This window comes from Nocardia sp. NPDC056541 (assembly GCF_042794235.1).
Taxonomy (GTDB): Bacteria; Actinomycetota; Actinomycetes; order Mycobacteriales; family Mycobacteriaceae; genus Nocardia.
This window is the reverse complement of the sequence record NZ_JBHTUD010000020.1, coordinates 103,587-117,347: the sequence shown is the minus strand read 5'-3', so window position 1 is coordinate 117,347 and position 13,761 is coordinate 103,587. Positions and strand designations below refer to the sequence as shown.

Sequence of the window (13,761 nt, the reverse complement as noted above, 5' to 3'; positions counted from 1 at the left end):
CTTATGTTGTTATTACTAGACCGGCCGATCGTCGATATCCGCACCTCGGAGAAGACCGCGGGCTTATTCGACCGACCCCGCCCCGGTGTTCGCGGTAACCCACCGCCACGCCGGGGCCGTCTCGAATTGGCTTCGCAGACTTGTTCAGAGTGCGTTGATCCGGGCCAGTGCTTCGAAAGCCAGATCGGCGGCCTGCCACAACGCCGTGATCTCGGTGCGGATGGCGGGCGCGAGAGCGGGGTCTTGCAGGGCGAGGCCGTTGGTGAAGATCACCGTGTTCGCGCCGAGGTCCGCGGCGATGAGCATCTGTTCGGTGGCGACGCCCGCGCCGAACAGCTGGTCCAATCCCTCACCGACGAAATAGAACCGCCACAGCGGGCCGAGGTCGGCGCCGTAGGCCGCTTTGGTGCGGTCGATGATCACGTCGCCGACCGAGGCGATGCCGGCCACGATCTTGAAGTAGTCCGGCGCGTTCTCCGGCCTGCTGCCCACGGCTGCCACCGAGTAGGTCAGGTCGACGGTGAGGTGTGCGTTGTAGCCGGCCATAGCGGTGCGGGCGCGCGACGCCCCGCAGTCGCGGGCGAGTGCGAAATAGTGTGCCCAGTGTGGTTCCGCGATGCCACCGGTGAATTCGGCATGCAGATTGTCGAGAAATCGGCGCAGCAGTTCCGAGCTGATCGCGTGCGCGTACTCGCGGTTCGCGAACGCGGCCGGGTCGCGCTGCATCGGCATCACCGCGGCGTATTCGACGCCGTCGAGCCCGATCGCGAACAGCCCGCGGAGGTCGCGATGCTCGACGAGGATCTCGGTGATCCGATGATGGCGGGCCACCGCGTCCTCGAGCCGGCCCAGGCTGTCGGCGCCGGAGATCGCCGACGTGTTTGACAACCGCGCGATCTCGTCGATGTCGTTTTGGGACAGGGTGGACCCACAGGCCGTGTCCCCGGCCGCGCCTGCGGCCGGGTTTGCGGGCAGAATCAGTGCCGCGGCGGCGACACAGGCGGCTATTGCACTCGATACGCGCACGCGCCGATTCCACCATCTCTCGGCGCGATTCGCGCATCGACGCGCGCGTCGTCGCACCCGATGGGCGTGTCGGCCCACCGTGCCGCGAGGGGCCCCTACCCTGGACCGATGCCGGAGACGATTGCGATTTCAGGGGCCAGTGGACAAATCGGCGGCCGCGTTGCCCGTCTGCTCGCCCCCTCGGGCGCCCGCCTGCGACTGCTGGGACGCCACGTCGAGCACATCGCGCCGATCGACGGCGCCACCACGGCCACCATCGACTTCGGCGATCCGGCCACCGTGGCGGCCGCGCTCGACGGCGTGCAGACCTTCTTCTTCGTCTCGGCCACCGAGAGCGCCGACCGCGCGGCTCAGCAGACGGCGGTGGTGAACGCCGCGAAAGACGTGGGCGTGCAACGGATCGTGTATCTGTCGTTCGTCGGGGCCGCGCCCGATGCGACGTTCACGTTCGGCCGTGACCACTGGTACACCGAACAGGCCATCCGCGCCTCCGGCCTCGCGTTCACTTTCCTGCGCGACAACCAGTACCAGGACATCATCCCGCATTTCGCCGACGGGGACGGGGTGATCGAAGGTCCGGCCGGAGACGGCGAAGTCGCTGCGGTCACCCGCGCCGATGTGGCGGATTGTGCTGTGGCGGTGCTCGGTTCGGACGCGCACGACGGCGCGACCTTCGACCTCACCGGCCCGCGAGCTTTCAGCCTGACCACCGCCACCGCCGACATGACCGAAGTCCTCGGCCGACCGTTCCGCTACGTCGAGCAGACCGTCGACGAGGCTTACGCCTCCCGCGCGAAGTACAACGCGCCGCAATGGGAGGTCGACGGCTGGGTCAGCACCTACACCGCGATCGCCCAGGGCGACCTCGCGCAGGTCACCGACGCGGTCCCACACCTGACGGGCCACCCGGCCATCGACTTCCGCGATTTCCTCGCGACAGTGCCGAAGAACTCCTGAACTCTGGTGAGTCGCGCCGAGCGACTCACCCGGTGGTCTCCTCGGCAGCGGGCTCCGTCGCCGGCAACAGCGAGTACGCCAGGCAGACGAGCGCGAAGAACACGTAACCGAGTGCCACGCCGGGCGCGGCGGCCCATTCGACCGCGTGTGCGTGAATCAGTCCGATCCAGCTCAATCCGGCGCCGATGACCGCCGCCACTCCTGCCGCACGGAAACGTTTGTCGAGGATGAACGTGACGATAGCGCCGAGCACGAGACCGGCCAGTACCGCACCGGACCCGAACACCTTCAGCCCGTCATAGACCACGCCCGCTTGACCGAGCGCGTCCGAGCCGACCTTCGCCGCCGACGTCCCCGCCGCGGACAGCGCGTTGTCGATCTGGGTGACGGCCCACTCCGCCAGGTTGGGAAGCAGCGCGGCCACGACCGCCACCGCGTGGATCCGCGGCACCGCCTGGAATGCTTGCGCGCCGATCAGCAGGCCGATGTAGAGCAGGATCGGGACGATCGCCGGGATGGGCAGCAGGGTCGCGAGGATGCCGAAAAGCCCCAGCAGGCACATGATGCCGATGGTCAGGCCGCTGGCGAGGGAATAGCCGGTGCGCCCGCCCGCGTCCTTCCATCCCGGGTGACCGATGTAGACGGCGGGTGGGAAGGGTGAGCCGAAGCCCGCGCCGATCACCGCGCCGAAACCGTCGGCCAGCAGCACGCTGCGCAGGTTGTAGTTGTCGCCCGCGGCGGCGGCGCTTTCCACGTTGCTCATGGCTTCGGTGAAGTTGTAGATGCCCAGCGGGATGGCGGTGGCCAGCAGCGGAGCGAGGTTGCCGAGTCCGTCGAAGAGCAGGTCCAGGCGCAGGTCGGGCAGCCCGAGGGCGATGTCGTGCGCGGCCTGGGCGACATCGGGTGCCGACATGTACCCGCCGATCCAGCCGATCGCCGTGCCGGCCAGCAGCGCGACCAGTCCGACCGGGATATTGCCCGGCAGCTTGATGTCGGTGAAGAAGCCGATCAGGATGATGGCCAGCACCGGCAGTCCGATCCAGGCCACCTCCCACATCTGCGCGGCGGGGCGCATGGCGATGAAGGTGATCGAGATGCCGGCCAGGGTGCCGAGCATCGCGGCACGCGGAGTGACCTTGCGGATGTAGGGGCCGACGAAAGCGCCGATCATCACGATCACGCCGATCATGAACGCCCAGGCCAGACCGGCCGCCCACGCCTGCAAGGGATCTCCGGTGGCCAGGTAGATCGGCAGCATCACCACGAACACGACGATGAACATGTGCGGAACACTCGGCCCGTAGGGCAGTGCGGTGACATCGGCGCGTCCTTCGCGGCGGGCCAGGCGCCGCGCCAGCACCATGTAGTACAGGTTGCCCAGCACGAGCGCGACGCCGAGGGCGGGCAGCACCGTCCCGAGGACATCGGTGCTGGGAATCTTCACCACCGCGATGGTGAGTGTGGTCAGGGTGAGGACGTTGACCAAAATGTTGAACGCCAGCCCGAAGAAGGCGTTCGTGTCTCCCCTGGTCCACCACGGAAGTGCCGGTGGCGCAGGTTGTTCCGGTGTGACTGTTGTTTTCGAGGTGTCGACGGACATGGTGGATCCTGTTCGCTAGGCCGTGACGGGGGCGGTGGTGCCGAGTGCGGCGATGACATCCGCGGCGCCGGCAACCCAGCCGAAGATCGCGCCCTGAGCCGCGATCATCGCCAGTCCGACGCGCTGGAATTCCGGGAAATAGGAGCCGACGCAGTCCGCGACCACGAGGCATTCGTAGCCGCGGTCATTGGCCTCGCGGACGGTGGTGTGGACGCAGACCTCGGTGGTTACCCCGGCGACGAGCAGGGTGGTGATCGAATGCTGTTGCAGCACAGAGGCCAGTTCGGTCGCGTAGAACGCGCCCTTGCCAGGCTTGTCGATGACGGTCTCGCCGTCGAGCGGCGCCAGTTCGTCGATGATGTCGTGGCCGTACTCACCGCGGATCAGGATGCGCCCGAATCGCCCCGGATCACCGATGCGCTGCGAGGGGTTGCCGCGCCGAAGTTTCGACGGTGGGCAATCGGACAGGTCCGGCAGGTGGCCCTCTCGGGTGTGGATCACCGTGACACCCGCGGCCCTGGCCGAGGCGAGCACACCGGAGAGGGGTTCGATGACGGTGCGCAACAGCGTCACGTCGTTGCCGAGGCTTTCGCCGAAGCCACCGGGGAGCAGGAAGTCTCGCTGCATGTCGATGATGACGAGCGCGGTCGTGGTGGGATCGAAGGTGAACGGGCTCGGGGTGGCGGGGATTTCGGTCATCGTCGCTCCTGGAGGGATACCGGGCCGAGGTGGTGGGGCAGTGCGGTGGTGCGCGGTTCGTCCAGCAGCCGTGCGGCGGCGGCGAGAACGAGGTCGTCGGCGAGTGCCGGGCCGAACACCATGAGCGAGACCGGCCTGCCGTCGCGGGTGGTGCCGGCCGGAACCGCGATCGCGGTCAGATCGAGGAGATTGCCGAAATGGGTGTAGTGGCCGAGCACGGTGTTGGTCGCGATGGGGTCGGCCAGCACCTCGGGGACAGTGAAAGTGGTGCCGATGGTCGGCACCACTACCGCGTCGACCTCGTCCCATATCCGGGCGACCTCGGCGCGCAGTTCCTGCAACCGCTGCTGTGCGCGGAACACGTCCACGGCGCTGAATCGGCGTCCGCTGTCGAGGATTTCCCGGATCACGGGCAGGATCGAGTCGGGCCGATCGGTCAGGAACTCCTCGAATTCGACCAGACGTTCCGCGACCCACGGACCCTGGTAGAGCAGCGCGCCCGCGGCGAGGAACGGTGCGAGTGTCGTGTCGACGCAGCTGAACCCCATACCCGGCAACCTGTCTCGCGCACCGAGGTGTGCCGCGCGCATGGCGTCGTCGCCGAAGAACTCGAGCTCCTGCGGTGCCGGTAGACCGAGCCGGATCGGGCCACTGGGGAATCGCCCTCCCCTGGCGCGGGTCCACGGATCGTCGTGATCGACCGCCATGATCACCTCGGCGACCAGGTCCAGGTCCTCGACAGTGGTCGCCATGAGGGTGAGGCAGTCCAGCGACTTACACGCGGGCACCAGCCCGACGGTGCTGATCAGGCCGCGCGACGGCTTCCAGCCGACGATGCCGTTGAGTGCGGCGGGCACGCGGCCCGAACCCGCCGTATCAGTCGCCACACAGAACGGCACCTGGCCGAGTGCCACCGCGAGCGCCGATCCAGAACTCGAACCGCCGGAGATCAGATCGCCGCCGAAGACGCTGCGCGGCACCGGGTACGGGGTTCGGGTGCCGTTGAGGCCGGTGGCGAACTGGTCGAGATTGGTCTTGCCGACGAACAGCGCGCCCGCGTCGAGCAGGCGCTGCACGGCGGGTGCGGTGCGGGTGGCGAGGTAGGCGTAGTCGGGGCAGGCCAGCGTTGTCGGATAGCCGGCGACGTCGATACTGTCCTTCACCCCGAAGGGAACACCGTACAGCGGCAGCGTGCGTGCGCCAGGCATGCGCTCGACAGCCGCTGCGGCAGCGAGCAATTCGTCACGGGGTACCGGGGTGATCCAGGTGCCGTCGTCGCCGCGCGCGGCGATCGCGTCGGCCACTCGCGCCGCGGTTCTGGTCGGGGAGCCGTTGCCGCCCTGGTGCTGGGCGAGGATTTCCGTGACCGTAGAGCCTGTCATGTTGTCGATTGTCGACAGAAAGTGTGACGACGGGAGACTCGGTCTGTATCGGATGTGTTAGCAGATACCGAGTTTCAGGTATGTTTGCTCGCCGTGCCTGCGGAGCGCGGTCTCGGCCCGCAGCGGGTCGTTGGTCTCCAGCGCGGCGAGCAGTTCCTCATGTCGGCGCACACCTTCGCGCCGGGCGCCCACCTCGGTTTCCTCACGGAGATTGCGTGCCATCGCGAGCTGTAGTTTCACCAGGATCTGCTCGTACACGAGGTCCAGTTGCCGATTGCCCGCCAGCGCGACGATTTCGGCGTGGAAGCGGCGGTGGGCGTCGTCGCGGGCGACCCAGTCTTTGCGCCGGTCCGCCGCGGTCAGTTCCGCGAGCGCCGCACGCACCCGCCCCAGCCGCAGGTCCGTACTCGGCAGGGCGACGGTCACCGCGTGCTGTTCCAGCGCCCGCCGCACCTCGAACAACTCGACGATGTCGCGCGCCGACCACACCACGACCCGATACCCACGCCGCGGCAGATGCTCGACGAGGCCCTGCTCCGCCAGGCGCCGCAGCGCCTCCCGCACCGGCGCCCGACTGATCCCGAGCCGCGCGCACAGGGCTTCCTCGCCTACCCGCTCCCCCGGCGCCAACGCGCCGCTGAGAACCTGCGCGCGCACGTGCTCAGCGGTCATCTCCACCAGACTCGCCGGGAGATCGGTCGAATTCGATGCGGCTGCCGTCATGAGTCGAGTCTACGAACAGCGACCGGGGTGGTGCCGACGCCGCTAGACCAGGCGCAGGCTGTCGATCATCTTCTTGGCCTGTTCGGCGGTGAGTTCGCCGGTGGTGCCGCGGTCGACGAGGATGGTCAGGACGAGAGTTGTATTCGCGGCATTGCGAAAGCCGAAGGTGTAGACGGAGTAGGCATTCGCGGTGCAGCCCGGGATCTGCGGGGTCCACGGGCCCGAGGTCTCGACGAATTGGCCGCTGATTCCGCTCTGGGTCTTCAACGACGTCGGCGCGCTGATCTTTCCGCCGGTCGGGTCCGAATATCCCCCTGCCGCGGCTATTTTCGCGACACTCTTCGCCGCGGCCGCCGCATCGGTCTCGGTGGTCGAGGTCACCGCGGCCATGGCGCGATACACCGAGCCGGGGCAATAGTTGGCGCCCTCGGTCGCCTGACCGCGACCGTCGATCGCGCCCGTCGCATTGGAGAACGACATGGTGTCGCTCTCGGAGTGGAGGGTCCAGGCCGACGGCACGTCGTAGGCGACGCGATAGGAGGCGATGAGCACGCCCTTCGAGCCCGGCGCGAGCGGTGCGGTACTGGTGCCCGACAGTGGTCCTGATTTCGTCGTGGTGGTGGACGTGCTCGCCGAGGTGGTGGACTCGTCCGAGGAGCTGGCAGCGAACCCGACGGCGACGGCGACCCCGATCACCAGCACGACGACCACCGCGATCGCCGCGATGATCGCGCCCGAACCGCCATTGCGCCGCGGTGGAGGCGAATACTGCTGTGGCGCATAGCCGTACGGCTGCTGGCCGTACGGCTGCTGGCCGTACGGCGGCTGCTGGGCGAACTGACCCGGTCCGAACTGGGACCCGTACGGCTGCTGACCGATTCCGGGCTGAGACGCATAAGACTGTCCGCCACCGGACTGCGCCGCATACGGGTTGTGACCCGCCCCGGGTTGCTGCCCATACGCCTGCTGTCCGCTCCCCGGCTGGGCCGCATACGGATCGTGGCCCGCCCCGGGTTGCTGCCCGTAGGCCTGCTGCCCGGTCCACGGTTGTCCGACCACTGTCGGCGGCGCGAACGGGTGCTGCCCGCTCCCCGGCTGTCCCACTCCGGGCTGCTGCCACTGCTGCCCGGTCCCGTGTTGCTGCCCGTACGGCTGCTCGCCCGTCCCCGGTGGTGCGAATTGCTGTCCGAACACGGTGGGGGGCGCTATCGGATGCTGTCCGCTTCCAAGGTGATTCGCTCCCGGCTGCGGGGTGGCGGTGGGTTGCGGGCCGTCTTGCGGTCGGGGAGTCGACTGCTCGGCCGGGTTGCCGGGCGAGCGCAGGATGGTGGGGTCGGCGGGGGGTTGTGCGGCCGGGTCAGGGGTGGGGCCTGACATTCCGGGCGCCTCCCACCACCGATCACTGTCGTTTGCCACGGCCCGTCCTTCCTCGCCATCTGCCTCCACGACCATCGAGCGGGTCGCGTCCGGTCAGATCCCCACTCAGAGTAGTGGCGAACCACCGTCGCCGAGAACTCGAAATCGTGCGTTCACGGCCGTTCGGGGTTACTCGGGTGTCACTGGACACCGACCGCGGGATCAGTCCGTCAGCCCGCCGGAGGTGATTCGGTCGGCGGCGCTCACCGTCGCCGCGCCGAGCTCACTCAAGGCGAGGGCGGACAACCGACTGTCGGGGCAGCTCACGACCGCGGCGACGACCGCACCGGCGCGGTCGCGAATCGGGGCGGACAGCGTGACGACGGCGTTCTCGGGGCCGAGTTCGTCGGGCAGGTAATCGATGGTGATCAGTTCGGTGATGACGGAACCGAGCTGGGCGCGCAGTGCGGCCGTGATCGGTGAATCACGCAGGCCCGCCAGCACTTCCAGCATCGGTGTCGAATCGTCGACCAGCCGTTCGACCGAGTAGCCGCGGGTGCGGATCTCGGCGAGGACGCGCGCGAGGCGGTCGCGGTGGGTCGGGTCGGCGGTGGCCAGCCAGGCCTGCTGGACGGGTTCGGGCGCCCAGGCGATGAATTCGCGGCAGACGGGAGGCGCGAGCGGCAGGCGCCTGCCCGGACGGATCCAACCGGCCGAGGGATGCCCGACGACCTCGGTGACCACAATGCTGTCCCCGGCGCGCTCGGCGAGAAACACCGGTACACCCACCTTCTCGGACAGGTCTCGCAGGTGCGGCACCGCGGTACGACGCAGCGGAAACGCCGCTTCGGCACGCCGGGCGACGGTCAGCAGCCGCAGCCCGATGCCGTAGCAGCCGTCGTCGTCGCGCACGGTCCAGCCATCGGCGGTGAGCTGGGTGAGTACGGCGTGCGCGGTGGCGCGTGACAGCCCCGCTTCGCGCACTATCCGAGCCAGCGACAAACGGTCGGTGGCATGTCGTGACAGCAGCTCGAGCACCTTCACCACGCGCTGTGTCGGCGGCGACGCGGCGCCAGGAATCTCGGCATCACCCATCGAATCCGGGGTCACCTCTTGACCGGCGCGCTCGGCCCGGCTTATCGTCGGTGTCACAATACCGAACAATAGCGTCGAATATTCGACATCGCAACCCGTCGGGGAAAGTTCCCCGGCGAACCGCGCGAACGAAGTGGGTGAACAGTGCAGGCGGGGTACGAGTTATCGCATCTGGCGGCCTTGGAGGCCGAGTCGGTGCACATCTTCCGGGAGGTCGCGGCCACACTCGCGCGACCGGCCCTGCTCTTTTCCGGCGGCAAGGATTCCGCCGTGCTGCTGCACTTGGCGCGACGCGCATTCTGGCCCGCGCCGCTGCCTTTTCCGCTGCTGCACGTGGACACCGGCCACAACTTCGACGAGGTGATCGAGTTCCGCGACCGCACCGCCGAACGCACCGGCGCGCGCCTCGAGATCGCTCGGGTCCAGGACGACATCGACACGGGTCGCGCGGTGGAACGCCCCGGCGGCACCCGCAACCCGCTGCAGACCACCACGTTGCTGCGCGCGATCGGTGAGCACCGATTCGACGCGGCATTCGGCGGCGCACGCCGTGACGAGGAGAAGGCGCGCGCCAAGGAGCGAGTGTTCAGCTTCCGCAACAGCTTCGGCGAATGGGACCCGCGAGCACAGCGACCCGAGGTGTGGAACCTCTACAACGGCCGCCATCAGCCCGGCGAGCACATCCGGGTGTTCCCGCTGTCGAACTGGACCGAGCTCGACATCTGGGAGTACATCGACCGCGAGGCCGTCGAGCTGCCGTCGCTGTACTACGCGCACCGGCGTCAGGTCATCGAACGCGACGGCATGCTGTTGTCGGCCGGCCGATTCATCACACCGAAGGCCGGTGAGCGCACGTTCGAGGCGACCGTCCGATTCCGCACGGTCGGCGACGCCACCTGTACCGGTTGCGTCGAGAGCGGCGCCGACACCGCGGCGAAGGTGATCGCCGAGACCGCCGCCACCCGGCTCACCGAACGCGGCGCCACCCGTGCCGACGACCGGATCTCCGAGACCGGCATGGAAGACCGCAAGCGAGAGGGCTACTTCTGATGCGCCGCAACCTGTTACGACTGGCGACCGCGGGCAGCGTCGACGACGGCAAATCCACCCTCATCGGCCGGCTGCTCTACGACTCCAAGTCCCTGTTCGACGATCAACTCGCCGCCATCGAACGAGTCAGCACCGAACGCGGCGGCGCGGCGGCCGATCTCGCGCTGGTCACCGATGGCCTGCGCGCCGAACGCGAGCAGGGCATCACCATCGACGTCGCCTATCGCTACGTGACGACACCACGCCGCAAGTTCGTCATCGCCGATACCCCCGGGCACGTGCAGTACACCCGCAACATGGTGACCGGCGCGTCCACCGCGGACCTCGCGCTGATCCTGGTCGACGCCCGCACCGGCGTTTCCGAACAGACCCGCAGACACGCGTTCCTCGCGACGCTGCTCGGCGTGCCGCACCTGGTGGTGTGCGTGAACAAGATGGACCTGGTCGACTGGTCGCAGGAGCGTTTCGAGGAGATCCGCACCGAGTTCGCCGCGTTCGCCGCCAAGTTGACGGTGGGCGATCTGAGCTTCGTGCCGGTGTCGGCGCTGCTCGGCGACAACGTGGTCGACGGCTCGGAGCACATGGACTGGTATCCGGGACCGCCGTTGCTGCGCCACCTCGAGGACGTGCACATCGCCTCGGACCGCAACCTCATCGATGCCCGGCTGCCGATCCAGTACGTCATCCGGGCGCAGGAAGGACTCGACCACCGCAGCTACGCGGGTAGCATCGCGGGCGGCATCTTCAAACCCGGCGACGAAGTGGTGGTGCTGCCCGGCGGGCGGTCCTCCCACGTCAAGGAGATCTGGGGCCCGGGTGGCACGAAGGTCGACGAGGCGTTCACCGGCATGGCGGTCTCGCTGACGCTGGACGACGACATCGATGTCGGGCGCGGGGACCTGCTCGCCCGGCCGGGTAACCGTCCACACATCGGCACCGACCTGGACGCGATGGTGTGCTGGTTCTCCGAGAGTGCTCAGTTGCGCGAGGGTGCCCAGTACTTGGTGCGCACCGCGGCGCAGACCTCGTCCGCCGAAGTCACGGCTATCGACTACCGACTCGATGTGAACACGCTGCACCGGGTCGAGGACGTCACCACGTTGTCGCTCAACGACATCGCGCGCATCCGGTTGCGCAGCCGTCGTCCGCTGCTGTCGGACCCGTATCGGGAGAATCGGCGCACGGGCAGCTTCATCCTGATCGATCCGGTGACCGATCAAACGGTCGCCGCGGGAATGGTGACCGGCCGCGAATCCGGGGCCGATTCCGCGAACGCCGGCACCGAACGCTCGGCCCCGGCCGTGGTCTGGCATCGGTCGGCAGTCAGTCGCGCCGAGCGCGGCCATGCGGGCGCGACGGTGTGGTTGACCGGCCTGTCCGGGTCGGGGAAGTCCACCCTGGCGGTCGAGCTCGAGCGACTGTTGGTCGCGGCAGGCCGGCCCGCCTACCTGCTCGACGGTGACAATCTGCGGCACGGTCTCAACGCCGGCCTCGGCTTCTCCCCCGCCGACCGGGACGAGAACGTCCGCCGGGTCGCCGAAGTCGCCGCGCTGTTCGCCGATTCGGGTGCAGTGGCGATCGTGTCGGTGATCAGCCCGTTCGCCGCACAGCGCACCGCCGCACGGACCGTCCACGCCGACCGCGAACTGCCGTTCCACGAAGTCTTCGTCGACACCCCGCTCGCGGAATGCGAGCGCCGCGACTCCAAGGGCCTCTACGCGAAGGCCCGTGCGGGCGAACTGCCCGGCTTCACCGGAATCGGCTCCCCCTACGAACGACCCGACCATGCTGACCTGGTCATCACTCCCGAGCTCGGCTCACCTGCCGAGATCGCCGCCCACATCCTCCGAGAGCTAGGAATCACAGACCGTTGACCCACTCCAGTACCGCCACCGAATCCGGTAGCAGCGCGCCACCGGAACCACTCACCGCGCCGTTCCTCGCCGCGGTGGCCCAGGCCGAAACGCTCATCGCCGGGGCGGAATTCGTCCGCAGCGATCAGGACCTCGCCGAGGGCTACGACTATCTCGCCGCCAGCGTCGCTGCCTGCCTGCGCCTTTCGGGCGCCCACGGCACTTCGCATCCCTATTTCGTGTCCTCGACCGGCCCGTACGCCAAGATGGGCCTGGACAACCCGGACACCCTCTACTACCACGCGACCATCGAGCCGACCGCCGAGTACCTCGTGAGCGGGGTGCGCGGCAGCACCGTCGATCTGAGTTTCCAGGTACTCAAAGGCGACTACACCGCGACCGACGTGCCCGGTGGCGCCGACGCCTTCGACGACCGGCGCATTCCGATCGCCGCCGACGGCAGCTTCTCGCTGCGCTTCGGACCGCCGAAGGCCGACGCCGGGCCGGACTACTTCCCACTCGGGGAAGGCGCGTCCATGCTGGCCGTGCGCGAGGTCTACAGCGACTGGACCGAGCGCAAGGGCTCGATCCGGATCGAGCGGGTCGACACCATCGGCACCGCACCGGTCGAACCGGATCTGGCCCGTCTGCGCAAACGGTACGGCGCGGCGGCGAAGATGCTGCTCACCCGCGTGCACACCTGGTTCAACTTCCCGAAGTGGTTCTACCTCGATCTGCCGGTGAACACCCTCACCGCGCCCCGGCTGACGCCCGGTGGACTGAGCACCCAGTACTCCTCGGTGGGGCATTTCGATCTCGCCGACGATCAGGCGCTGGTGATCACCGTCCCGAAATCCGATGCGCCGTATCAGGGATTCCAGCTGGGCAGTCTCTGGTACATCTCCCTGGACTACGTCAACCACCAGACCAGCCTCAATCACACTCAGGCCCAGGTGGATTCGGACGGTCTGATCCGGATGGTGGTGAGCAAGCAGGATCCGGGCATCGCGAATTGGATCGAGACCACCGGCCGCACGCGCGGAATCCTGCAGTTCCGGTGGCAGCGCACCGATCGGCCGATGACCGAGGCCGACGGGCCGACGGTCGAGGTCGTACCGATCGACGCAGTCGCACAACACCTTCCGTATTTCGAACACAACCGGATCGATGCCGCCGGCTGGCGCGACCGGATCTCGGCCCGGCAGCGGGCTTTCGCCGAAAGGATGCTGGGATGAGCGGGGCACTGTTGGACGGCAAGGTCGTCGTCGTTTCCGGGGTCGGACCGGGTCTGGGCCGGTCGATCTGTCTGGAGGCGGCCGCGGCAGGGGCGACGGTCGTGCTCGCGGCGCGCACCGAATCCCGACTGCTCGAGGTAGCCGCCGAAATCGAGGCCGCGGGGGGCGCCACGCTGAGCGTGCCCACCGACATCACCGACGAGGCGGCGGTCCAGAATCTCGTGGCGCGCACGGTCGACACCTTCGGCCGGGTCGACGCGCTCGTGAACAACGCGTTCTCGGTGCCGTCGATGAAGCCCCTCGACCGCACCGATTTCGACCACATCCGGTCGAGCCTGGATATGACGGTGCTCGGCGGCTTGCGGATGACGCAGGCGTTCGCGCCCGCGCTCGCCGAGGCCAAAGGCGCTGTGGTGATGATCAATTCGATGGTGGTGCGCCACTCGGAGCCGCGCTACGGCAGCTACAAACTCACCAAGGCCGCGCTGCTGGCCATGTCGCAGACCCTGGCCACCGAACTCGGCGACAAGGGCGTGCGGGTCAACAGCGTGCTGCCCGGCTACATCTGGACCGATCAGCTGAAGTGGTATTTCGGTCAGGTCGCCGAGAAGTACGGCATCACCGTCGAGCAGGTCTACGAGCAGACCGCGTCGAAATCCGATCTGAAGCGGTTGCCCGAACCCGACGAGATCGCCCGTGCCGTGGTGTTTCTCGCCTCCGACTGGTCGTCGGCGATCACCGGTCAGACCCTCGACGTCAACTGCGGCGAATACCACAACTAGGAG

At 68.1% G+C, this 13,761-nt stretch carries 12 protein-coding genes; 5 read left to right on the top strand and 7 right to left on the bottom strand.

Annotated features, from left to right (window positions below):
• Window positions 1-144: 144 nt before the first annotated feature.
• Window positions 145-1,026 carry a DUF5995 family protein gene (locus tag ACFQ9R_RS29055; protein ID WP_378994992.1) on the bottom strand — a complete coding sequence of 294 codons (882 nt, stop codon included), beginning with the start codon at window positions 1,024-1,026 and terminating at the stop codon, window positions 145-147.
• A gap of 108 nt (window positions 1,027-1,134) precedes the next feature.
• On the opposite strand from ACFQ9R_RS29055, the gene ACFQ9R_RS29050 reads away from it, so the two are divergent.
• On the top strand, window positions 1,135-1,983 hold the full coding sequence (locus ACFQ9R_RS29050; protein ID WP_378994990.1) for an SDR family oxidoreductase: 849 nt from the start codon (window positions 1,135-1,137) through the stop codon (window positions 1,981-1,983).
• Window positions 1,984-2,008: 25 nt separating this feature from the next.
• Here the strand turns inward: ACFQ9R_RS29050 and ACFQ9R_RS29045 are convergent, their stop codons facing one another.
• The 6 genes from ACFQ9R_RS29045 to ACFQ9R_RS29020 all read right to left on the bottom strand — a co-directional run bounded on the left by ACFQ9R_RS29045 (window position 2,009) and on the right by ACFQ9R_RS29020 (window position 8,895).
• Complete coding sequence (locus tag ACFQ9R_RS29045) at window positions 2,009-3,583, bottom strand: regulator (RefSeq protein WP_378994988.1); 1,575 nt, start codon at window positions 3,581-3,583, stop codon at window positions 2,009-2,011.
• A gap of 15 nt (window positions 3,584-3,598) precedes the next feature.
• Window positions 3,599-4,282, bottom strand: a complete 684-nt coding sequence (locus ACFQ9R_RS29040; protein ID WP_378994986.1) for a cysteine hydrolase family protein — start codon at window positions 4,280-4,282, stop codon at window positions 3,599-3,601.
• On the bottom strand, window positions 4,279-5,664 hold the full coding sequence (locus tag ACFQ9R_RS29035; protein ID WP_378994984.1) for an allophanate hydrolase: 1,386 nt from the start codon (window positions 5,662-5,664) through the stop codon (window positions 4,279-4,281). The genes ACFQ9R_RS29040 and ACFQ9R_RS29035 overlap by 4 nt, the downstream gene beginning before the upstream one ends.
• A gap of 57 nt (window positions 5,665-5,721) precedes the next feature.
• Entirely contained in the window at window positions 5,722-6,387 is a 666-nt protein-coding gene (locus ACFQ9R_RS29030; RefSeq protein ID WP_378994982.1) for a GntR family transcriptional regulator, read from the bottom strand.
• Window positions 6,388-6,429: 42 nt separating this feature from the next.
• A complete protein-coding gene (locus ACFQ9R_RS29025) occupies window positions 6,430-7,803 on the bottom strand; it encodes a hypothetical protein (RefSeq protein ID WP_378994980.1) in 1,374 nt (457 codons plus the stop codon).
• Window positions 7,804-7,965: 162 nt separating this feature from the next.
• Complete coding sequence (locus ACFQ9R_RS29020; protein WP_378994978.1) at window positions 7,966-8,895, bottom strand: IclR family transcriptional regulator; 930 nt, start codon at window positions 8,893-8,895, stop codon at window positions 7,966-7,968.
• An 87-nt stretch (window positions 8,896-8,982) separates the two neighbouring features.
• Between ACFQ9R_RS29020 and cysD the strand changes: the two genes are divergently transcribed.
• The 4 genes from cysD to ACFQ9R_RS29000 are packed head-to-tail and all read left to right on the top strand — an operon-like array spanning window position 8,983 to window position 13,758.
• A complete protein-coding gene (cysD, locus tag ACFQ9R_RS29015; protein ID WP_378994976.1) occupies window positions 8,983-9,888 on the top strand; it encodes a sulfate adenylyltransferase subunit CysD in 906 nt (301 codons plus the stop codon).
• Window positions 9,888-11,762 carry an adenylyl-sulfate kinase gene (gene cysC, locus ACFQ9R_RS29010; protein WP_378994974.1) on the top strand — a complete coding sequence of 625 codons (1,875 nt, stop codon included), beginning with the start codon at window positions 9,888-9,890 and terminating at the stop codon, window positions 11,760-11,762. The genes cysD and cysC overlap by 1 nt, the downstream gene beginning before the upstream one ends.
• The gene (locus ACFQ9R_RS29005) at window positions 11,759-12,976 is read left to right on the top strand and encodes a hypothetical protein (RefSeq protein WP_378994972.1); all 1,218 of its coding nucleotides are present in this window, start codon (window positions 11,759-11,761) and stop codon (window positions 12,974-12,976) included. The genes cysC and ACFQ9R_RS29005 overlap by 4 nt, the downstream gene beginning before the upstream one ends.
• Complete coding sequence (locus ACFQ9R_RS29000; RefSeq protein WP_378994970.1) at window positions 12,973-13,758, top strand: SDR family oxidoreductase; 786 nt, start codon at window positions 12,973-12,975, stop codon at window positions 13,756-13,758. The genes ACFQ9R_RS29005 and ACFQ9R_RS29000 overlap by 4 nt, the downstream gene beginning before the upstream one ends.
• Window positions 13,759-13,761 lie beyond the last annotated feature (3 nt).